The 22,704-nt window shown below is 39.6% G+C and carries 17 protein-coding genes and 1 riboswitch; all 17 genes read left to right on the top strand.

Annotation, left to right across the window (positions count from 1 at the left end):
* The first annotated feature begins 15 nt into the window (after positions 1–15).
* The 17 genes from ACEVFT_RS18590 (at position 16) to ACEVFT_RS18510 (ending at position 22,586) form a co-directional block, all read left to right on the top strand.
* Positions 16–258 (top strand): hypothetical protein, encoded by a 243-nt coding sequence (locus ACEVFT_RS18590; protein ID WP_342442408.1) that lies wholly within the window; start codon positions 16–18, stop codon positions 256–258.
* Positions 224–613 carry a MerR family transcriptional regulator gene (locus ACEVFT_RS18585; protein ID WP_205446753.1) on the top strand — a complete coding sequence of 130 codons (390 nt, stop codon included), beginning with the start codon at positions 224–226 and terminating at the stop codon, positions 611–613. The genes ACEVFT_RS18590 and ACEVFT_RS18585 overlap by 35 nt, the downstream gene beginning before the upstream one ends.
* On the top strand, positions 606–2,108 hold the full coding sequence (locus tag ACEVFT_RS18580; protein WP_393950979.1) for a class I adenylate-forming enzyme family protein: 1,503 nt from the start codon (positions 606–608) through the stop codon (positions 2,106–2,108). The genes ACEVFT_RS18585 and ACEVFT_RS18580 overlap by 8 nt, the downstream gene beginning before the upstream one ends.
* Position 2,109: 1 nt before the next feature.
* The gene (locus ACEVFT_RS18575; RefSeq protein ID WP_393950978.1) at positions 2,110–3,777 is read left to right on the top strand and encodes an acyl-CoA dehydrogenase family protein; all 1,668 of its coding nucleotides are present in this window, start codon (positions 2,110–2,112) and stop codon (positions 3,775–3,777) included.
* Positions 3,778–3,834: 57 nt separating this feature from the next.
* Positions 3,835–4,018: riboswitch (cobalamin riboswitch) on the top strand.
* A gap of 136 nt (positions 4,019–4,154) precedes the next feature.
* The gene (locus tag ACEVFT_RS18570) at positions 4,155–5,114 is read left to right on the top strand and encodes an ABC transporter substrate-binding protein (RefSeq protein WP_393950977.1); all 960 of its coding nucleotides are present in this window, start codon (positions 4,155–4,157) and stop codon (positions 5,112–5,114) included.
* Positions 5,111–6,112 (top strand): FecCD family ABC transporter permease, encoded by a 1,002-nt coding sequence (locus tag ACEVFT_RS18565; protein WP_393950976.1) that lies wholly within the window; start codon positions 5,111–5,113, stop codon positions 6,110–6,112. The genes ACEVFT_RS18570 and ACEVFT_RS18565 overlap by 4 nt, the downstream gene beginning before the upstream one ends.
* A complete protein-coding gene (locus ACEVFT_RS18560; RefSeq protein ID WP_393950975.1) occupies positions 6,109–7,569 on the top strand; it encodes an adenosylcobinamide amidohydrolase in 1,461 nt (486 codons plus the stop codon). The genes ACEVFT_RS18565 and ACEVFT_RS18560 overlap by 4 nt, the downstream gene beginning before the upstream one ends.
* A gap of 12 nt (positions 7,570–7,581) precedes the next feature.
* Positions 7,582–8,145, top strand: a complete 564-nt coding sequence (locus tag ACEVFT_RS18555) for a cob(I)yrinic acid a,c-diamide adenosyltransferase (RefSeq protein WP_342442413.1) — start codon at positions 7,582–7,584, stop codon at positions 8,143–8,145.
* 374 nt (positions 8,146–8,519) lie between these two features.
* Positions 8,520–10,751 carry a heterodisulfide reductase-related iron-sulfur binding cluster gene (locus ACEVFT_RS18550; protein ID WP_393950974.1) on the top strand — a complete coding sequence of 744 codons (2,232 nt, stop codon included), beginning with the start codon at positions 8,520–8,522 and terminating at the stop codon, positions 10,749–10,751.
* A 196-nt stretch (positions 10,752–10,947) separates the two neighbouring features.
* Entirely contained in the window at positions 10,948–12,153 is a 1,206-nt protein-coding gene (locus ACEVFT_RS18545) for an acetyl-CoA C-acetyltransferase (protein ID WP_393950973.1), read from the top strand.
* Complete coding sequence (locus tag ACEVFT_RS18540; RefSeq protein WP_393950972.1) at positions 12,153–13,004, top strand: 3-hydroxybutyryl-CoA dehydrogenase; 852 nt, start codon at positions 12,153–12,155, stop codon at positions 13,002–13,004. Before ACEVFT_RS18545 ends, ACEVFT_RS18540 begins: the two co-directional genes overlap by 1 nt.
* Positions 13,005–13,063: 59 nt before the next feature.
* Positions 13,064–14,200 (top strand): acyl-CoA dehydrogenase, encoded by a 1,137-nt coding sequence (locus ACEVFT_RS18535; protein ID WP_342442417.1) that lies wholly within the window; start codon positions 13,064–13,066, stop codon positions 14,198–14,200.
* 228 nt (positions 14,201–14,428) lie between these two features.
* Positions 14,429–15,565 (top strand): acyl-CoA dehydrogenase, encoded by a 1,137-nt coding sequence (locus ACEVFT_RS18530; RefSeq protein WP_393950971.1) that lies wholly within the window; start codon positions 14,429–14,431, stop codon positions 15,563–15,565.
* Between the two features lie 3 nt (positions 15,566–15,568).
* Positions 15,569–16,201 (top strand): TetR/AcrR family transcriptional regulator, encoded by a 633-nt coding sequence (locus ACEVFT_RS18525; RefSeq protein WP_205446785.1) that lies wholly within the window; start codon positions 15,569–15,571, stop codon positions 16,199–16,201.
* 92 nt (positions 16,202–16,293) lie between these two features.
* Positions 16,294–19,542, top strand: coding sequence for a fused isobutyryl-CoA mutase/GTPase IcmF (icmF, locus tag ACEVFT_RS18520; protein ID WP_393950970.1), 3,249 nt, complete (start codon positions 16,294–16,296; stop codon positions 19,540–19,542).
* 463 nt (positions 19,543–20,005) lie between these two features.
* On the top strand, positions 20,006–20,548 hold the full coding sequence (gene rpoE, locus ACEVFT_RS18515; protein ID WP_205446789.1) for a DNA-directed RNA polymerase subunit delta: 543 nt from the start codon (positions 20,006–20,008) through the stop codon (positions 20,546–20,548).
* Positions 20,549–20,993: 445 nt separating this feature from the next.
* Positions 20,994–22,586 carry a CTP synthase gene (locus ACEVFT_RS18510; RefSeq protein WP_205446791.1) on the top strand — a complete coding sequence of 531 codons (1,593 nt, stop codon included), beginning with the start codon at positions 20,994–20,996 and terminating at the stop codon, positions 22,584–22,586.
* Positions 22,587–22,704: the final 118 nt, after the last annotated feature.

Raw genomic sequence — 22,704 nt, 5'->3', positions numbered from 1 at the left:
TTAGGGGCTTTTTTAATGGATAGAAGGCTGAAAGTGAACGATAAAGTTCTACAAGTGGCGGATATAACCGTAAAAGTGACGGATAGAAAGACTCGAGAAACGGATAGACCGTGGAATATTAGCTGTTTCAAACTTTATTTTTCTGTTAATTTCGAAAATTTTGTTGAAGTTTACGTTAACGTCAATGGTATACTGTTGCCAATTAGGAAAGGGGGAGATGGCTTTGAAGACGATTCAGGAGGTAGCAAAGGAGTTTAATGTATCTACACGGACAATTCGTTATTATGAGGAACTTGGGCTTCTTTGTCCTCATCGCTCATCTACCAATCAACGAACCTTTTCCAAAAAAGAATTGGCGAAGCTCAAGCTTATTTTCAGAGGCAAGCGTTATGGATTTTCTCTGGAGGAAATCAAAGAGATGGTTTTACTATTTGATTTTGATCGCTCGGGAATTCAGCAATTAGAACGAACGGTTGAATACGGAGAACAAAAAATTCAAGAGATTGAGAGTAAAATAGCTGAGCTGACGCAGATGAAACATGAATTACAACAAATGCATGGCATGTTTAGTGAAAAATTAGCGACTTTAAAGGGAGAGATGCACGATGAATAGTTCCAATTTATTAGCACGTAATGCCCGTAAGTATCCGAAAAATGAAGCCGTTATTTGTCATGGCAGAAGCGTTACCTATCAAGATTTAGATGAGCAGGTGACACGTTTCAGTCATGCTTTGCTAGAGCAGGGAGTAAGGCAGGGTGATAAGGTAATCATCTTCATGCCAAACGTTTTAGAGTTTGTTGTCAGTTACTTTGCTATTCAGCGTATCGGAGCGATTGTTGTGCCAGTCAATGCGAAATTTACATTGCAGGAAGTAGAATATGTGGCGCAGCATGCAGAAGCGAAGGCAATTGTTGTTCATGAGGCTATTTTTGCCGCAGTTGAACAGCTAGCTGTGATCCCGGTAAAAATTAAAACAGGTCAAGAAAAAGTGGGTTGGCTTCAATATGAAACAATGCTTCAAAATGCTAGTACACAACTGATTGATTGCCAGCTGCATGAAGATGACCCTTCCACGATTTTGTATACATCTGGTACAACAGGCAAACCAAAGGGTGTGTTATTTAGCTATCGTAATATTTTAACAGTGGCACAAATGATTGCTGTTGAAATGGAGGTAAAGCCTGAGAGCCGTATTTTGCTCATGATGCCATTAACACACTCGGCGCCATTGCATTTATTTTTAATGGCAGGCGTATTGGTAGGCTCAACAAATGTGTTAATACCAACTTTTACACCTGATTTATTCATTGATGCCATTGAACAGGAGAAAACCACGCATTTCTTTGGTGCACCTGTTGCTTATTTATTAACGGCACAGATGCCAAGATTACAATCGGCTGATTTGTCTTCAATGAAATGGTGGGTGTATGGTGGGGCGCCATTATCCCAAAATGAAGTTCATTTCATTCAGCAGGCATTCCGAACAAATAATTTAACTTGTGTATATGGATTAACAGAGGCGGGACCAAGTGGTTCATTATTATTTGGCAAGGAGCATGAAACAAAGGCTGGAAGTATAGGGCAGCGGGCGCCGCTTGGTACAGAGTTGCGTATTGTGAATGACAACGGAGAAGATGTAAATGTTGGCGAAGTAGGAGAAATTGTTTTGTTAGGTGAGGGCAATATGCTTGGCTACTATAAGGATGAAGTGGCAACGAATGCGGCCTTCATTGACGGTTGGTTAAAAACAGGAGATTTAGCTCGTAAGGATGAAGATGGTTTTATTTGGATTGTTGATCGTAAAAAGGATGTCATTATTTCGGGTGGTGTCAACATTTATCCGAAAGAAATTGAAGATTGCTTATTAGGCTTTGAAGGGATATTCGAGGTTGCTGTGATTGGTGTACCCCATCCACAATGGGGGGAAACTGTAAAGGCAGTATATTCCGCTAAACAAGACATTGATGAGGAAGCGCTGAAAGCTTATTTAGAGGAACATCTGGCAAAGTTTAAAATACCACGTATTTTCGAAAAAGTGGAAGCGCTACCACGCAATGCATCAGGTAAAATATTAAAACAATCTTTGAAGGGGCAAGAGGTGAGATAGCATGAAAGTATTACAACAAGAAGAAATGCGTACTACGAACTTTTATACAGAGGATGAAACGCTTCAAAAAATATTAGAAATGATGTTAGATAAAGAGTTTTTGTCCTATGCCCATCGAGAGTTAACAGATTTTGGAGAGCTATGTGCAGGTGACATTGATGTGAGGGCAAAGTATACAGATCGGCAGGGGGAGCCTCGCCTTCAAAGGTATGATGCCTATGGTGAAGAGATATCAGAGGTTTGGGTCAATGATGGCTATAAGAAAACGATTGAAGAGACATATAATACGGGTATTGTCGGCTATGTGCACAAGGATATTCCACAGCTAGGTCACAAGGGGAATTATGTTTATAGCTTTGCGCAAGGTTACTTATTGTCTCATGCAGAGCCTGGTTTTTATTGTCCCGTGACATTGACGATGGCTACTGCCTACCTATTAGATCATTATGCGGATGAAGAGGTGAAGCAGCGTTTCTTACCTCATGTTTGTGCAACAGGTGACACAGAGTTATATGAAGGTGCGACATTTTTAACAGAACGTCAAGGAGGCTCAGACGTTGGCGCGAATGTTGTGGAGGCGAGAAAGGATGGCGCTGCGTATCGCCTATATGGTGAAAAATACTTCGCATCTAATGCGGGCATGTGTGGAGTAGCGATGGTGTTGGCACGACTAGAAGATGCGCCAGCAGGTTCCAAAGGCTTAACGTTGTTTGCAGTTCCTTGGCACAAAGAAGATGGAACAGCCAATCATCTTCGTATTCGCCGACTGAAAGATAAGTTAGGCGTTCGAGCAGTTCCTTCAGGTGAGGTAGAATTTGATGGTGCACTTGCCTATGTTGTAGGGGAGCAAAATAAAGGGATTTATTACATGCTAGAAGCACTAAATCTCTCAAGAATTTGTAATGCAGTAGCTTCAATTGGCATTATGCGTCGTGGCTTTTTAGAGGCAAAACATTACGTAACCAATCGTTATGCATTTGGCAAGCCTTTAACACAATACCCTATGGTTCAGGATACTTTAGGTAAATTTGCGGCTAAGTTGCATGTGGAAGTAGCGACAGTTTTTGATCTTATTCAATTATACGATAAAGTGACGAGTGGACAGGGAACACAGCAAGACCTTATTATGAATCGTTTATATATTGCCATTATGAAAAAGGAAACAGCAGAGCAAGCCGTTCATTATGCTAGTGAGGCAATTGAATTACACGGAGGTAATGGCTATATCGAAGACTTTGTAACGCCCCGCTTATTAAGAGACGCACAAGTGTTGACGGTGTGGGAGGGGACGGCTAATATTTTGGCCTTAGAACTCATTCGGTTAGTAGATAAGTTTCATGCACATGAACTGTTTGTACAGGAGATGGAGGAACGCTTAGAAAAATTAGCTAACAGCTCGTTAGTACAAATCGTTAAAGAACAATTGGCGAATATGGCTGTGAAACTACAAATTTTTAGCGCTTTAGACGCGGCAACGAAAACATTTGAAGCAAAAGATATGGCGAAAAAAATGGCTCATCTTTATGAAAGTGTCGTAGCAGTTGAATGGGCACATAAATTTGGTGGGAAATATGAAAAACTAGCGGACGTTTATTTAGAGCAGACGTGGTCATTAAGAGAAATGGGTGCTCGAATGAAGACAGTTCAATATTTTTCTGAAATTGTATAATAGCTTGGGAGTCGTCTTGAATGGAGGCGACTTCTTTCATTTTCATGTATAATGAAATCAACTGAATATTGTAAAGGTTCTTTACTTAAGTAAAGTGAAAAGGGAAATCGGTGTAATTCCGATGCGGTCCCGCCACTGTAAGTGTGAGTTTTTTTCAAATGATGCCACTGAAGATTTCGGGAAGGCTTGAAAAATCGCAAGGAGCACAAGCCAGGAGACCTGCCTTTATAACAGACATGACAACCTACGAGGATAGGGTGGTGGATTTTGTATCAGTTTTTTTGGTGCGATTTTGCCCCCTCATCATTCAGATGAGGGGTTTTATTTTGATGCAGAATAAAGTGAAATGTCGCACGGATCAACGAAGGAGGATTCACATGAAGAAATTTTGGAAAATAGGATTATCAGCATTTTTAGCAGTAGGCTTGCTAGCTGCTTGTGGACAAGAAGCTAGCAAGCCAGCTACTGAGCAGCAAACACAGCAAGAAACAGCACAGGATGAAGCAACATTCCCAATGACTATAACAGATGCCCTTGGCAAGGACATTACTCTTGAAGCACCTCCTGAGAAAATTGTTTCACTTATTCCAAGTAACACTGAAATCCTTTTTGGACTTGGTTTAAATGATGAAATAGTTGGTGTTACTGACAACGACGATTATCCACCAGAGGCAACTGAGAAAGATAAGGTTGGCGGAATGGAATACGATATTGAAAAAATTATTGCCTTAAAACCAGATATCGTTTTTTCACACGAATCTAGCATGTCTCTATCAGAAGAGGCTATTGCACAGCTTGAATCAGCAGGTTTGAAAGTGTTTGTAGTAAGAAATGCACAAGACTTTAATGAAACATATACGACAATTGAGCAACTTGGTCGTGCTACAGGGAAATTACCAGAGGCTGAAAAAATTGTTGCTAATATGAAGGCCAAAGTAGAAGAAGTTTTGACTAAAGTCAAGGATGTTGAACCAAAAAAAGTGTTAGTCGAAGCATCGGATGAGCCAGATATTTATACAGCTGGCAATGGCACATTTATGAACGCAATGCTTGAAATGATCAATGCAGAGAATGTAGCTGTAGATGGTGATAATTGGTATAAAATTGATGCAGAACAAATTATCGCAAAAAATCCAGATGTCATTGTGGTGACATATCATTATGTACCAGATATTTTAACGAAAATACCAAAACGTGCGGGCTTTGATACTATTAATGCCGTAAAAAATAATGCGATTGTACAGGTAGATGAAAGTACAACGAGTCGTCAAGGACCACGTTTAGCAGAAGGTCTAGAAGAATTAGCAAAAGCGATCTATCCTGAGGTATTTAAGTGAAAAAAATAGCACTAGCCTATGCACTAACATGTACGCTTCTTCTTATTAGCATCTGGTGTGGCGTAGCGATAGGCTCAGTTCATATTCCATTAGAAGTATTGTGGAATAAGGCGGCTGATGAAACAGCCGCCAATATCCTTTGGAAAATTCGCTTGCCTCGCGTGTTGTTAGCAGGACTAGTGGGGGCATCTCTAGCTATTGCTGGAGCCGCATTCCAAGGTTTATTAAAAAACCCATTAGCAGATCCATACACACTAGGGGTTTCATCAGGGGCTTCTGTTGGTGCTGTTATAACAATCTTTTTCAGTATTTCTATCCCTGTCGTCGGTTTGTATGCTCTACCAACCTTCAGTATGATCGGTGCTATCATCACGATGGTAGTTGTCATGAGCTTTGCTAGACTCGTAGACCGTTCATTGAAAATGGAAACATTGATATTAACAGGTGTTATTTTTAGTTCATTTTTAGGTTCCCTTATTTCATTAATGATTGCTTTATCTGGTGAAGAATTACGTCAGGTAATAGGGTGGTTACTTGGTTCTGTATCGATGCGTGGTTGGCCATATGTCCAAATGATCATTCCATTTGTTATTGTAGGTTCAATTATGCTATGGACGCAAAGACGAGAGCTAAATGTTTTGTTGTATGGTGAAGAGCGAGCAAAACATTTAGGTGTTAATGTGAAGCGTAGTAAATATTTGATATTAGCAGGTGGCTCCATGCTAACCGGAGCAGCTGTAGCGGTTTCTGGCACAATTGGCTTTGTAGGATTAGTGGTGCCGCATATGACAAGGATGATTTGGGGTTCTGATCATCGCCACTTATTACCATTATCTTTTTTCAATGGTGCAACATTACTCATTATTTGCGACTTAGTAGCACGGACAATCATTGTGCCAAGAGAGCTACCAATTGGTGTTATTACGGCTTTTATTGGAGCACCAGTTTTCTCCTTTATTTTTTATAAGCAGCGAAGAAGCAAGGGGGTACGGGCATGATTGTTGTTGAATATCTATCAGGTGGCTATGAAGATGTACCAATCGTCAAGGACATTAGTTTTACTGTTGAAAAAGGGAAAATTCTTGGTATTCTAGGGCCGAATGGTAGCGGGAAATCCACATTATTAAAAGTAATGAGTGGTATTTTACCAGCTACTGCTGGAACTATTTCGATTGATGGACAAAATATTCTTTCTTATAATGCTCGTGCTTTGGCGAAAAAGATGGCTGTATTACCACAGCTTCATGCAAATGCTTTCTCGAATAGTGTGAGAGAGGCAGTTTCACTAGGGCGCTACCCGCATCAAACAGGCTTTTTCTCAAGTTGGTCTGCACAAGATGAGCAGGCTGTTCAACATGCCATGCTTCAAACAGGTGTAAAGCGATATGAGCATACGCCTATGGAATTTTTATCTGGCGGTGAACAACAAAGAGTGTTTGTAGCACAGGCCTTAGCTCAAACAGCAGAAATTCTATTACTGGATGAGCCAACTAATCATTTAGACATTGCACACCAACGTCAAATTTTAGACATGGTTCGGAAGGAAGCGATGGAATGTGGTTTAACGGTTGTTATGGTACTACACGATATGAATCTAGCCTCGCTTTATTGCGATGAATTGTTACTCATGGAGAGTGGGCAAGTGAGAGCACTTGGGGCACCACATGAAGTATTAATTGCCTCCCAAATTGAAGAAGTTTATCAAGCACGGGTGACTACATATGCACACCCTGAAATACCAAAACCGCAAATTACAATGATGCCTGCAGCAACTGACTACCAACAGCGAGCTGTCATTAAAAAAGAGCATTTTATGATAACGGAACACTATATTCAACTTACATCAGAGCTTCCTTTGAAGACCGTATCCTCTGCCGTTCATAACCCGGGTATTGGTTGGCATAATTGCTTATTAAATCGTTCAGTTCCTGGTGATTATGTCATCAGTGATGTAAAAAGAGAAGTTAGTGAATTTTTGCAAAGGGAGAATTTTTCTCCTACAAATACTGTTGTGATGTTAACAGCAGTGCCAACAGCTCTAGTGGCAATTAATGAATTTTCAGCACCTTTTGGCAGTATAATCGTAGCTGTAACAGCTGGCGTAGGCAATGCAGTTGATGTCTCTCGTGTTCACGAAAGACAAGATGAGCCATATATTGGTACTATTAATACATGGGTTATTATTAATGGTTGTTTATCCGAAGAGGCATTTTTTCAGGCATTGATGACAGCAACTGAGGCAAAAACCAAGGCGTTGCAATCAGAAAATATTCGTGATGAGCGGAGTGGGACTATTGCGACAGGTACTGCTACAGATAGTTTGTTAATTGCAGCGACTCAAAAAGGGGAAGAAATGCTGTATGGTGGCCCCATTACGGACGTTGGTAAAGTGATTGCAAAGGGTGTCTATGAAACAACAGTTCAGGCAATTAGGAATTATAAAAATGAATTTTAGGAGATGAGAGAAATGAAGCTTTACACGAAAACAGGCGATACGGGGAAAACAAGTCTTATTGGAGGACGTGTTGATAAAGATAGTTTACGTGTTGAAACATATGGGGCAATTGATGAATTAAATTCCTTTATTGGGAAGGCTGTAAGTGAATTAGATCAAGCGCTTTTCAAGGATATTTTAACAGACCTAGAGACAATTCAGCATGAGCTGTTCGATGCTGGTGGAGACCTTGCCAATGTGATGAAAGAACGCCAATATAAGTTAACAGAGCAACCGATTGAAGTACTTGAAACTCGTATAGATGCTTTATCAGACGAAGCGCCACCATTACAACGTTTTATTTTACCAGGAGGCGCACCAGCAGCTGCAACTTTACACATTGCGCGCACAGTTGCACGTCGAGCAGAGCGTGAAATGGTGACGCTAATGAAAGAGGTTGAAGATGTGCCAAAGGTTGTACAAAAATATTTAAATCGATTATCAGATTATTTATTTGCAGCTGCACGTGTTGTAAATGCACGATTAAATGTAGCGGATGTTGAGTATATTCGTAGCGGGAATGTTTTTAAAAAATAAAAGTTTGATTTAGTAAATGTTTTTGTAGACATAATAAAACGTCGGATACTAAAGCCTCCTTCCTCTATAGGGGATAGAGGTTTGTTTGCTTTCTTCAGCAAATGTTCAAACGTCTACTGAATATGTAACATTCGGTAAGGTATAATTGATAAGGAAAGTAAAAAAATGCTACCTTGGAAAAATTCAGGGTGGCTTTTTTTCTTGTAAAATGTAAGAATATAAAATTATCAGAAATATTTCCGTTTTATGTTGACTGAATGCTCACTCATTTATTAGAATAGGAATATAATGATAAAGTGAAGTACATTTCTGTATGAACTAGCAAATTCGTCACAAAGAGAGAAAATTACGACAAACTAAAGGGGGGACCAACCATGAGTCCATTATTAATTGCTAACATTGTCTTAACAGTCGTGGTTGTGCTTTATGCAGTAGGATTGTTCTTCTACCTGTTGAAAACACGCTATAAGTATGTGCAATTGGGGAAAAAGGTTGAGTTTGATGAAAGTGTTAAAGAACGACTTCGTTATATTATGGTCAATGTATTTGGTCAAAATAAGCTATTAAAGGATCCAAAGAGTGGTTTAATTCACGTTATGTTTTTCTATGGATTTTTGATGGTGCAGTTAGGAGCAATTGATTTAATCTGGAAAGGACTAGCACCAGAATCACATCTGCCACTAGGCATTTTCTATGGTGTCTTTACATTCTTCCAAGAGCTTGTAGTTTTAATGATTTTAATTGCGGTAGTGTGGGCATTTTACCGCCGCTATGTTGAAAAACTAGTGCGTCTAAAACGAGGATGGAAAAATGGTCTTGTATTAATTTTCATTGGTGGGTTAATGGTATCTACATTAATTGCTAATGGTATGGGATTAATTTGGCATGGTGAGGGATTAACCTATACGGAGCCAGTTGCTTCAAGCATTGCTGCTATTTTTGGCTTCCTACCTACATCAGTAGCTGCTGGCGTATTTTATGTAATGTGGTGGGCACACCTTTTAATTCTATTAACATTCCTTGTTTACGTACCGCAATCTAAACATTTCCATTTAATCGTCAGTCCACTTAATGTTTACATGAATCGTTTAGATCGTACGGGTACATTAACACCAATCGATTTCGAGGCCTTAGAAGAAGCAGGGGAAAATGCTGAAAGTGAAGAGGATATGCCTTCTATTGGAGTGGGACGCATACAGGACTTCACACAAAAGCAAATGCTCGATCTATATTCTTGTGTAGAATGTGGACGTTGTACAAACATGTGTCCAGCAACAGGAACAGGAAAAATGCTGTCGCCAATGGATTTAATCGTGAAATTGCGTGATCATTTAACATTTACGGGCGCAGTTGTAACAAAACAAAAACCGTGGGTGCCTTATCAATTCTTTGCCAATACAAAGGGTAATCAGCTTGCAATGGCAGCTGGTGCTGAAGGTGCTGTAATTGAAGATATCTACAGTCCATCTTTAATAGGCGAAGTCATTACAGAAGAAGAGATTTGGGCTTGTACAACTTGTCGTAACTGTGAAGATCAATGCCCAGTAATGAATGAGCATGTTGATAAAATTATTGACCTACGTCGTTATCTAACTATGACTGAAGGAAAAGTCAATCCAGATGCGCAACGTGCTATGACAAATATTGAGCGACAAGGTAATCCTTGGGGCTTAAACCGTAAAGAAAAAGAAAATTGGCGCGATCTAGATCCAACAATCCAAATTCCAACTGTAAAAGAGCTGAAAAAATCTGGTGAGGAAATGGAATATTTATTCTGGGTTGGTTCGATGGGAGCTTTCGATAACCGCTCTCAAAAAATCGCTTTAGCATTCTGTCGTTTATTAAACGAAGCTGGTGTGAAGTTTGCAATCTTAGGTAATAAAGAGAAAAACTCTGGGGACACACCTCGCCGTTTAGGGAATGAATTCTTATTCCAGGAGCTAGCTACAGCGAATATTGATGAGTTTGAGAAAAACGAAGTGAAGAAAATTGTGACAATCGACCCTCATGCCTACAATATCTTTAAAAATGAATATCAAGACTTTGGCTGGAAAGGCGAAGTGTATCATCATACTGAATTATTAAATCAGTTGATTGAAGAAAATCGTCTAGCGCTAAACTATGAGGTTCATGAAACGATTGTCTTCCATGATTCTTGTTACTTAGGCCGTTACAATGATGTCTATGATGCTCCACGTGAAATTCTTCGAGGCATCCCTGGTGTGAAGCTTGTTGAAATGGAACGTAACCGTGAAACAGCGATGTGCTGTGGTGCTGGTGGTGGCTTAATGTGGATGGAAGAACACGTAGGGAACCGTATTAACGTAGCACGTACAGAGCAGGCTCTCGCAACAAATGCATCGGTTATTTCATCGGGCTGTCCTTACTGTTTAACAATGTTAGAGGATGGTACAAAGGCAAAAGAGGTTGAAGATTCTATTGGAACATTTGATGTTGCAGAATTACTAGAGCGCTCAGTGTTCGGCGAAAAAGTAAAGGCTGTTCAACCTTCTTCAGAGGAAACAGAAGAAACATTTGAAGAAGTGGTAGCATCCGTAGAAAAGGCTCGCCAAGACGAGAATCCGGAAGCGAACGCAGAAAAATGATTGCTATTGCAGAAATATTTTAGTTATCTGAAAAATATAAATTGCACAATAAAAAATTGTTTTGTAGAATAAGATTAAATGGGAATGGGAGTTGAGATAGTAAACTCCCATTTTTCCTCGATAGAAGTCGAGCGAGCGTTCAGTCAATAATGCTTTACAACTTCATCGAGAACGTAAAACAAAAGGGGTGTTTTACTTGAATAGAGCTGTAATTTTAGCAGGAGCAAGAACTGCATTTGGTAAATTTGGAGGTTCATTATCAGCATTACATGCAAGTGATTTAGGTGCGATTGCGATTAAAGGGGCATTAGAGAAAGCAAATCTTGCATCTGAGGAAGTAGATGAGGTAATTTTAGGTTCTGTTTTACAAGGGGGACAGGGTCAAATTCCTTCTCGACAGGCTGCGCTGAAGGCCAATTTACCAACAGCAGTAAAAACAGAAACAATCAATAAAGTTTGTGCGTCAGGGATGCGTGCAGTGACATTAGCAAATCAATTGATTCGTTTAGGGGACGAAGAAGTGGTTATTGCTGGTGGCATGGAATCTATGTCCAATGCGCCATATTATCTTCTGAATGGTCGAAATGGTTTGCGTATGGGAGATTCAACAATGGTAGATGGCATGCTTTATGATGGTTTAACATGTGCTTTCGATAAAGCGAGACCGCATATGGGCAGCTATGGTAATGCAACAGCTAAAGAATTCTCGCTAAGTCGAGAAGAGCAGGATGCTTGGTCAGTTCGCAGTCATGAACGCGCGCTAGCCGCAATTGAAAAAGGTTACTTTGCAGAAGAAATCGTACCAGTAGAGATTCCTCAACGAAAAGGTGCACCACTTATTGTAGATACAGATGAGGCACCAAGAGCAGGTACGTCTTTGGAAATACTGGCGAAGCTAAAACCAGCCTTTGACAAGGATGGCACGATTACAGCAGGAAACGCACCTGGGGTTAACGACGGAGCATGTGCACTTGTCATCATGAGTGAGGATCGTGCAAAACGTGAAGGTAGAGAACCATTGGCAGTAATCATTGGTCATGAAGAACTTGCGATTGAGCCAGAAAACTTCCCACAAACACCAGGTCTTGTTATTAATAAATTACTGAAAAAGACCAATAAATCATTAGCAGATATTGATTTAATAGAAATCAATGAAGCCTTTGCAGCAGTCGCTTTAGTCAGCAAGCAGTTGGCAGATTTAGATGCAGAAAAAGTGAATGTTAATGGCGGTGCAGTTGCTTTAGGTCATCCTATTGGGGCATCTGGTGCACGCATTATATTAACACTTGCACAGGAATTGAAGCGTCGTGGCGGTGGTATCGGCATTGCTGCAATCTGTTCAGGCGGCGGTCAAGGTGATGCAATTATGATTGAAGTACCAAAAACAGGGGGACTGAACTAATGGGAATTCAAAAGGTAATGGTCATTGGTGCAGGGCAAATGGGCTCTGGTATTGCCCAGGTTTGTGCACAAGCAGGCTTTGATGTGAAATTGAACGATATCAAGCAAGAATTTTTCGATCGTGGATTAGGGGTTATTACGAAAAATTTATCACGTGATGTAGAAAAGGGTCGTAAAACAGAAGATGAGAAGGCTGCTGTTCTAGGTCGAATTAGTATGTCACTAGATTTACAGGATGCTAGTGATGTAGATATTATCATTGAGGCAGCTGTAGAAAATATGGAAATTAAGCAATCCATCTTTAAGCAACTGGATGGCATTGCACCAGCACATGCTATTTTAGCTACGAATACATCTTCACTGCCTATTACAGAAATCGCAGCAGTAACAAATCGTCCAGAGCAAGTAATTGGTATGCACTTTATGAATCCTGTACCAGTTATGAAACTTGTCGAAATCATTCGAGGCTTAGCAACAACAGATGAAGTATACAAAGCTGTTGAAGAGATGACGGTCAAATTATCGAAAACACCAGTAGAAGTGAATGACTTCCCAGGATTTATTTCAAACCGAATCTTACTACCGATGATTAATGAAGCGATTTACGCACTCTATGAAGGTGTAGCTACGAAGGAAGCAATTGATGATGTAATGAAGCTTGGTATGAACCATCCAATGGGGCCATTAACATTGGCAGACTTCATTGGTTTGGATACTTGTCTTTACATCATGGAAATTTTACATGAGGGTCTAGGAGATAGTAAATATCGTCCTTGTCCACTGCTACGTAAATACGTTGCAGCAGGCTGGCTAGGTAAGAAATCAGGAAGAGGCTTTTACGTTTACGAATAATCCTATGGGGATGGGGTTATTTAGATGTTTGGGGACAACTTAGAGGGGTGACATTATAGATGCATTTGCAATTTACAGATGAGCAAATTATGATGCGCGATATGGTTCGTCAATTTGCTCAGGAAAAAATTCAACCGTGGGTAGAGCGAATGGAAGCGGGAGAATTCCCACGTGAGCTTCTACAGCAAATGGGTGAACTTGGCTTAATGGGAATTACTACACCAGAAGACTTAGGTGGCTCTGGTATGGATTTTACATCGTATATAATTGCGATTAATGAACTATCAAAAGTAAGCGCTGTAATGGGCGTTATTTTATCGGTGCATACTTCGGTTGGAACAAATCCAATCATTTACTTTGGGAATGAAGAACAAAAGAAACGTTATGTACCAAAACTTGCAGCTGGAGAATATTTAGGCGCATTTTGTTTAACGGAACCAGGTGCAGGCTCAGACGCTGGCTCTCTACAATCAAAGGCAGTGCGTGATGGCGATGAATATGTTATTAACGGCTCCAAAGTATTTATTACAAATGGTGGAGAGGCTGATGTATATATTGTATTCGCTTCTACTAACCCTGCTGAAAAAACAAAAGGTATTTCGGCATTTATTGTCGAAAAGGGGACACCTGGCTTAATCATCGGAAAAGATGAACATAAGATGGGCTTACATGGCTCACGTACTGTTCAGCTGACATTCGATAACTGTCGCATTCCAGCTGACAACCTACTTGGGGAAGAGGGAGAAGGCTTTAAAATTGCGATGGCCAATTTAGATGTTGGGCGAATTGGCATTGCGGCACAGGCTTTAGGAATTGCTGAAGCAGCACTAGAGGCGGCTACTGCTTATGCTAAAGAACGTATACAATTTGGCAAACCAATTGCTGCACAACAAGGTGTTGGCTTTAAGCTTGCTGATATGGCAACGGCTGTTGAATCGGCAAAACTATTAGTCTATCGCGCAGCAGATTTACGTGCAAAAGGTTTACCATGTGGAGCAGAAGCTTCAATGGCTAAACTTTTCTCATCACGCACAGCGGTACAAACGGCAATAGAAGCGGTTCAAGTATTCGGCGGATACGGTTATACGGAAGATTATCCAGTAGAGCGCTATTTCCGCGATGCAAAGGTTACAGAAATCTATGAAGGTACAAGTGAAATTCAAAGACTAGTCATTAGTAAACATTTACTGAAATAAAGCCTGATGTTAGGAAGGGTACAAACCTCCAGAGAGGAAGACACGCTCATAAAGGGTGTTGATACGCTCTAAAAAGTGAGAGAGGCGCTCAATTAAGAGAAGAAACCACTCCAAAGTGGTAGAAATCCGCTCCTAGAGAGTGTAGACCCGCTCTAAAATAAGGGAAACCCGCTCTAACAACAATCAGGTAACACAGAACAGAGTCTAATTAAAAAGGGGAAATGGACAATGAACTTTCAGTTAACAGAAGAGCATGAACAATTACGTGAAATGATTCGTGATTTTGCTATAAATGAAGTGGCGCCAACAGCTGCTGAACGTGACGAAAATGAAGAATTTGACCGTGTGATTTTCGATAAAATGGCGGAGCTTGGGTTAACTGGTATTCCATGGCCTGAAGAATATGGTGGTGCAGGATTTGACTACCTTGCATATGTCATTGCTGTCGAGGAACTATCACGTGTCTGTGCTTCGACTGGGGTAACATTATCTGCGCATACTTCACTGGCAGGTTGGCCACTTTACAAGTTTGGTTCAGAAGAACAAAAACAAAAATACCTTCGTCCAATGGCTGAAGGCAAACATATTGGTGCGTATGGTTTAACAGAACCAGGATCAGGTTCAGATGCAGGCGGCATGAAAACATATGCAAAACGTGATGGCGATGATTATATTTTAAATGGCTCAAAAATCTTTATTACGAATGGTGGAGTAGCAGATACTTATATTGTATTTGCAGTAACAGATCCAGAAGCAAAACATGGCACATCCGCATTTATCGTGGAAGCTGGGTTTGAAGGTTTCTCTGTAGGGAAGAAAGAAAAGAAATTAGGAATTCGTTCATCTCCAACAACAGAGATTATTTTTGATAACTGTCGTGTTCCAAAAGAAAATCTATTAGGTGCTGAAGGGGAAGGCTTTAAGATTGCCATGACGACACTGGACGGTGGACGTAATGGTATTGCGGCTCAAGCAGTAGGGATTGCACAGGGAGCATTAGATGCAGCAGTAGACTACGCCAAAGAACGTGTGCAATTTGGTAAACCAATCACTGCAAACCAAGGCATTTCCTTTAAATTAGCAGATATGGCAACTCAAATAGAGGCTTCTCGACTTCTTACATACCAGGCGGCTTGGTTAGAGTCTAATAACCTACCATATGGTAAGGCATCTGCAATGGCGAAATTAATGTCTGGCGATACGGCTATGAGTGTAACGACAGAGGCGGTTCAAGTATTTGGTGGCTATGGTTATACAAAAGATTATCCAGTAGAGCGCTTTATGCGTGATGCTAAAATTACACAAATTTACGAAGGTACGCAGGAGATTCAACGTCTTGTTATCTCGCGTATGCTAACGAAATAATTGATGACTGAAAAAGATAAAAGGCCCCAAGTACAGTCAACTGTAAAAGATGAAAATTTAATCGCCATTCGTCGTGAACAAATGATTCAAGGAGCTATTAAGCTATTTAGAGAAAAAGGCTTTCATCGTGCCACGACGAGAGAGATTGCAAAAGCTGCTGGCTTTAGTATTGGTACTTTGTATGAGTACATCCGAACGAAAGAAGACGTTCTTTACCTTGTTTGTGATAGTATCTATCACCATGCAATGGAGCGACTTTCAAGTTATGAGATTAAAGCAGGAACAATTGATGAGTTGAAAGAAATGATTAGGGAATATTTCCTGCAAATTGATAGCATGGTTGATGAGCTAACAATCATGTATCAAGAAACAAAATCATTGTCAAAAGAAGCACAACGCTATGTCTTTAGTAAAGAGTTTGAAATGGTTGCCACATTTGAACGCTTGTTACAGCGATGTGTGCAGTCTGGCGAACTAACAATGACAGACAAGCAAATCCATTTAGCAGCCAATAACTTAGTTGTTTCAGGACAAAGCTGGGCGTTCCGCAAATGGGCATTACATCGTCAGCATTCCATTGACGAATTCATTGACATGCAAATCACTTTGTTCATTTCAGGCATAAAGGGGTTCTAATATTTTGTAAGGGGTTTGTCGGCAATTGCATATAGCGATATTGCAATTGTCGGCTTTTTTTATTCAATAAGGGGAGAGAGTGGGGATTTCATATGACAAAGGTAGAAGTATATCGTCCAAAAAATCACGTACGTTTTGTGACAGCATCAAGTCTTTTTGATGGACATGATGCTTCCGTCAATATTATGCGACGCATTTTACAATCGAGCGGTGTAGAAGTAATCCATTTAGGTCATAACCGTTCTGTTGAAGAAGTCGTGAATGCTGCGATACAAGAAGATGCACAAGGTATTGCAGTTTCTTCTTATCAAGGCGGGCATATGGAATACTTTAAATATATGTATGATTTACTGCGTGAAAAAGGGGCACCACATATAAAAATTTATGGCGGTGGTGGAGGAGTTATTTTACCGCGTGAAATTAAAGAGCTTCATACGTATGGCATTGCAGGGATATTCTCACCTGAGGATGGCCGTGTTTTAGGGCTACAAGGGATGATTAATGAGCAAATTAAAGGAACAGATTTCCCAACTGCAACGGGTAATTATTTAGAGAAATTAAAGTCTTTAACGCCAGAAACGCCAGAAATTTTAGCTAATCTAATAACAGCAGCTGAGTCAAATGACGACGAAGCTACAAAGGAAATGCTAAATGAGGTACGAAAGCTTTCAAAAGGTACACCAGTAATGGGGATTACAGGAACAGGTGGTGCAGGGAAATCTTCATTAACAGATGAACTGATTCGCCGCTTCCTAAAAGAATTCCCAGATAAACGTGTAGCCATTCTTTCAGTCGATCCAACAAAGCAAAAAACGGGTGGAGCATTGCTTGGGGATCGAATTCGTATGAATGCTATCTTTAATAACCGTGTTTATATGCGTAGTTTAGCAACACGTGGCTCTCGTACTGAATTATCTGCGTCGATTGGTGATGTGCTAGATGTAGTACGTGTAGCAGGCTATGACCTAATCATCGTAGAAACAAGCGGTATTGGTCAAGGTGATGCCGAAATTACAAAGTACACGGATCTATCTATGTATGTCATGACAAGCGAATTTGGTGCGCCAACACAACTTGAGAAAATTGATATGATTGATTTTGCAGATGTTATTGCTATCAATAAATTTGAGCGAAAAGGCTCAGAGGATGCACTACGACAAGTACAAAAACAATATCAACGTTCACGTGAGCTTTGGGATGAATCACTTGATAATATGCCAGTCTACGGTACAATTGCTAGCCAATTCAATGACAAAGGAACAAATGCATTATTCGCCGCTCTCGTTAAAATTATTAACGAAAAAACAGGTTTTAATTGGGAAACAAGTTATGAGCAATTTGCTAAAACGCAAAAGCAAGATGTCATCATTCCAAACGATCGTCGTTATTATTTACGTGAAATTACTGACACTGTTCGTGGCTATCATAAAAAATCAGAGCAACAGGTGGTATTTGCTCGTCGACTATTCCAATTAGAAGGCGCTATTGTAGCAGTGAAAGAAAAAGCGCCAGATGATGCACTTGTTGCATCGCTTACCTCTTTAGCAGAAGGTGTTAGAGATGAATTAACAGCAGAATCAAAGCGTATATTGGACAATTGGCAGGCTTTAAAAGAAGCTTATGCTGGCGATGAATTTGTGACGAAAGTTCGTGATAAAGAAATTCGCACCATCCTTAAAACAACAAGTCTATCTGGCACAAAAATTCCAAAAGTGGCATTGCCGAAGTTTGAAGACTATGGTGAGATATTGCGTTGGGTTTATAAAGAAAATGTTCCTGGCGAATTCCCATATACGGCAGGTGTTTTCCAATTCAAACGTGAGGGTGAAGATCCGAAACGCCAATTTGCTGGCGAGGGGACACCAGAACGTACAAATAAACGCTTCCACTATTTATCAAAGGATGATGATGCAAAACGTTTATCTACAGCATTTGATTCGGTAACACTGTATGGTGAGGACCCAGATTACCGTCCAGATATTTATGGTAAAGTCGGGGAATCTGGTGTATCCATCTGTACACTTGAGGACATGAAGAAGCTATATGCAGGCTTTGATTTATGTGCACCATCTACATCTGTATCGATGACAATTAATGGTCCAGCCCCTATTATTTTAGCAATGTTTATGAATACAGCAATCGATCAACAAGTTCAATTGCGTGAGCAAGAGCTAGGACGAACTTTGACAGTTGAAGAGTTTACCGAGACACGTGAAAAAACATTGCAGGTTGTTCGTGGAACAGTGCAAGCAGATATTTTAAAAGAAGATCAAGGACAGAATACATGTATTTTCTCAACAGAGTTTGCTTTACGTATGATGGGCGATATTCAGCAATACTTTATTGACCATAAAGTGCGTAACTACTATTCTGTTTCCATTTCGGGGTATCATATTGCGGAAGCTGGAGCAAATCCTATTTCCCAATTAGCCTTTACTTTAGCTAATGGCTTTACGTATGTAGAGTATTATTTAAGCCGTGGCATGAATATCAATGACTTTGCACCAAATCTATCATTCTTCTTCTCAAATGGACTGGATCCAGAATATACAGTAATTGGACGTGTTGCACGACGTATTTGGGCCATTGTTATGCGTGATAAATACGGTGCTAATGAGCGTGCTCAAAAGCTAAAATACCATATTCAAACATCTGGACGTAGTTTACACGCTCAGGAGATTGATTTTAATGATATTCGTACAACATTACAGGCATTGATGGCATTACAAGATAACTGTAACTCATTGCATACAAACGCCTATGATGAGGCCATTACTACACCTACTGAGGAATCCGTACGACGTGCGATGGCTATTCAAATGATTATTACAAAAGAGCATGGTCTAGCGAAAAATGAAAACCCACTACAAGGTGCGTTTATTGTTGAAGAATTGACAGACCTTGTGGAAGAAGCGGTTCTTGAAGAATTTGATCGTATCAATGATCGTGGCGGTGTGTTAGGTGCAATGGAAACACAATACCAAAGAGGTAAAATTCAAGAAGAATCCATGTACTATGAGATGTTAAAACATTCAGGGGAGTTACCAATCATTGGTGTTAATACTTACTTGAACCCAAATCCAGCTTCAGATGCTGATATAGATAATATGGAAATCGCTCGTGCATCGACAGAAGAAAAGGAAACGCAAATTCGTAATTTACAAACATTTTGGAGTGCACATGAAGAGGAAAGTGAAGCTGCGATTGCACGTTTACAAGAAGTGGCTGTCAATAATGGTAATATTTTTGCTGAGCTTATGGAATCAGTAAAAGTAGCAAGCTTAGGACAAATTACAAAAGCTTTATATGAAGTTGGCGGACAGTATCGTCGTAATATGTAAGTAGTGTCGTTCAAAACTGCTTGTTTTCTAACATTTTTTTCTAATTTATGTAACATGCTTCTCTAGTTTCTAGTGTCTAGTCTTAAGATTAGGCACTTCTTTTTATTTTCGCTATAATAGAAATGTAAAAAAAGGGGAGGCGCGGTAGAGGATGAGATCAGTTATTCACTACATAATTATATTAGCTTTAGTATTGGGAGCCATTTTCCTGTATAATAAGCAAATTGGCGCTATTCCTTTACTACTATTATCTGTCTATTTGTTTTATCTTGGAATAAAAAAAATGCGTAATATAAAAAACAGTAATTGAAGCTAGCAAAGGGGCTAAAACTTTGTATATAATGGGTATTATGCTTATTGTATGGAAAGAACCTTTTGCGTGGCCTTTTTTGCTGCGCTTGGAGAATAAAGCACCATGTAATTTTAAAACGTCCATTGTGATGAGGGAAAGGAAGTGCACGAATTGAATTTTCGTGAAATGACAAAGGAACAATTAACAGAAGAATCGTTAATTAACTTAGCTTATGCAATATTAAATGAAAAACGTGCCTCAGTGTCTTTTAATGATTTATTAAAATTAATTCAAGAACTTGTGGGCTATAGTGATGCAGAAATGAAATCTCGTCTGTTACAATTTTATACAGATATGAATATTGATGGCCGCTTTTTATATAATCAGGAAGCAGGCTGGGGCTTACGTGAATGGTTTAAAGTAGAGCAAATTGAAGAAGAAACAGCACCTTCTGTTAAGACTCAAAAGAAAAAATCTAAAGCTGCCTTTGATGATGAAGATCTTGATGAGGATGTAGATTTAGAGGAAGAAGATATCGACTTTGATGAAGACTTTGAAGAGTTCATTGATGAAGAAGACCTTGAGGAAGAAGAAGATGAAAAAGAAGATATCGACTTTGACGATGAAGATCTAGAAGAAATTGATGAAGAAATCGATGAAGAGTTTATCGATGAAGAGGAAGAAGAATTTGATGAAGAAGAGGAAGAGGTCTAGCACAGTACTCTTAGAATTTTCTTTCTTTTAAGCTTGAAGCAAAAAATCTTGACTTCTATCACGGTTACGTTTAATCTTTTACTTGGGCTCCTTAAAAGAAGGAGAAAGACCGTGTATATAATACGCTCCCCCTGCAAACCTATGCAGGAGGAGCGTTTTTTTGTTTTTAACTTTATTCAGTTTAGTTCTCCCATACTTTTCATAACGATATGAATATAAATGTTTTTATTTATTCATGATGTATAGTAAACGGTGACTGAACAGTTGTTAGAGTTTTAAGGTTTAAAGGAAAGTGGAAAAGAGATAGAACCGATTACAGCTTCGAATCGACTACATTTTTGTAGACATTCTCGGCTTTTCTTTTTTTAGGGTATTAGAATATAAATGGTTCTGATCCCCCCTAAACGCACTAATATTTTAGAACATCATAAGGAGGAATTTATTCATGACGAAGTATATTTTTGTAACAGGTGGGGTTGTATCATCACTTGGAAAAGGGATTGTTGCAGCATCTCTAGGCCGTTTATTAAAAAACCGTGGTTTAGAAGTTACGATTCAAAAATTTGACCCATATATCAATATTGACCCAGGTACGATGAGCCCTTATCAACATGGGGAAGTTTTTGTAACAGATGATGGTGCTGAGGCTGATTTAGACTTAGGACACTATGAACGCTTTATTGATATTAACCTTGGGAAACATTCTACAGTAACTTCAGGTCGTGTTTACCAATCTGTATTACAGAAAGAACGTCGTGGTGATTATAACGGTGGAACAGTACAAGTAATTCCTCATATTACAAACGAAATTAAAGACCGTATCCAACGTGCTGGTCGAGAAACAAATGCTGACGTTGTGATTACTGAGGTTGGTGGAACAGTAGGGGATATTGAATCATTACCTTTTCTTGAAGCTATCCGTCAAATGAAAACGAACTTAGGTCATAACAATGTAATGTATATCCACTGTACGCTTATTCCTTATATTAAAGCAGCTGGTGAACTTAAAACAAAACCTACGCAGCATTCTGTTAAAGAATTACGCTCTTTAGGTATCCAGCCAAATATTATCGTAGTCCGTACTGAACAAGAAGTACCACAAGAGATGAAAGAGAAATTAGCATTATTCTGTGATGTACAACCACATGAAATTATTGAATCTCGTGATGCTGAGCATTTATATGAAGTACCATTAAACCTACATGCACAAGATATAGATGATATCGTTCTAGATCATTTTGGCATTGAAGCACCAGAGGCAGACATGGGAGAATGGCGTGACCTTGTAGAAAAAGTGAAGAACTTACCAAATAAAAGAAAGATAGCATTAGTAGGGAAATACGTAGAACTACAAGATGCTTACATTTCTGTAGTTGAGGCATTAAAGCATGCAGGGTATGCATTTAATTCTGATATTGAAATTGACTGGATTAATGCAGAACATGTTGATGCAGATAATGTTACTTCTCTATTAAAAGGTGCTGACGCTATTTTAGTACCAGGTGGCTTTGGTGATCGCGGTGTTGAAGGTAAAATTTTAGCGACACAATATGCACGTGAAAATAATGTTCCTTTCCTAGGTATTTGTTTAGGTATGCAATTAGCAACAATAGAATTTGCACGTAATGTTCTTGGCTTGAAAGGTGCTCATTCTACAGAGCTTGATGCAAATACAGAGTATCCAATTATCGACTTCTTACCAGATCAAAATGATACTGTAGACATCGGTGGTACATTACGTTTAGGGTTATATCCATGTAAATTAAAAGATGGTTCAAAAGCAAGCAATGCTTATGGCAAAGAGCTTGTTTATGAGCGTCATCGTCACCGCTATGAATTTAACAATGAATATCGTGAGGCAATGGAAGCAGCTGGCCTTGTCTTCTCAGGTACAAGCCCTGATGGCAAGTTGGTTGAAATTATTGAGCTACCAGAAAACAATTTCTTTGTAGCGTGTCAATTCCACCCAGAGCTAGTGTCACGTCCAAATCGTCCACAACCATTGTTCCGCGACTTTATCGGCGCAACATTTAAATAATCAAAAAGAGTTGTCTCGAGTATATCGAGACAACTCTTTTTAGTGTTGAAAAACAAAACAGTCAATTGAAAGGTAGAAATGGATTTCCGTTGCAGGCTACTTGCTTTCCTGTGGGCGA

It is taken from the genome of Lysinibacillus sp. PWR01 (assembly GCF_043359455.1).
Classification (GTDB): Bacteria; Bacillota; Bacilli; order Bacillales_A; family Planococcaceae; genus Lysinibacillus; species Lysinibacillus fusiformis_F.
The sequence above is the reverse complement of the archived record's forward strand: the minus strand, read 5'-3'. Positions and strand labels throughout refer to the sequence as shown.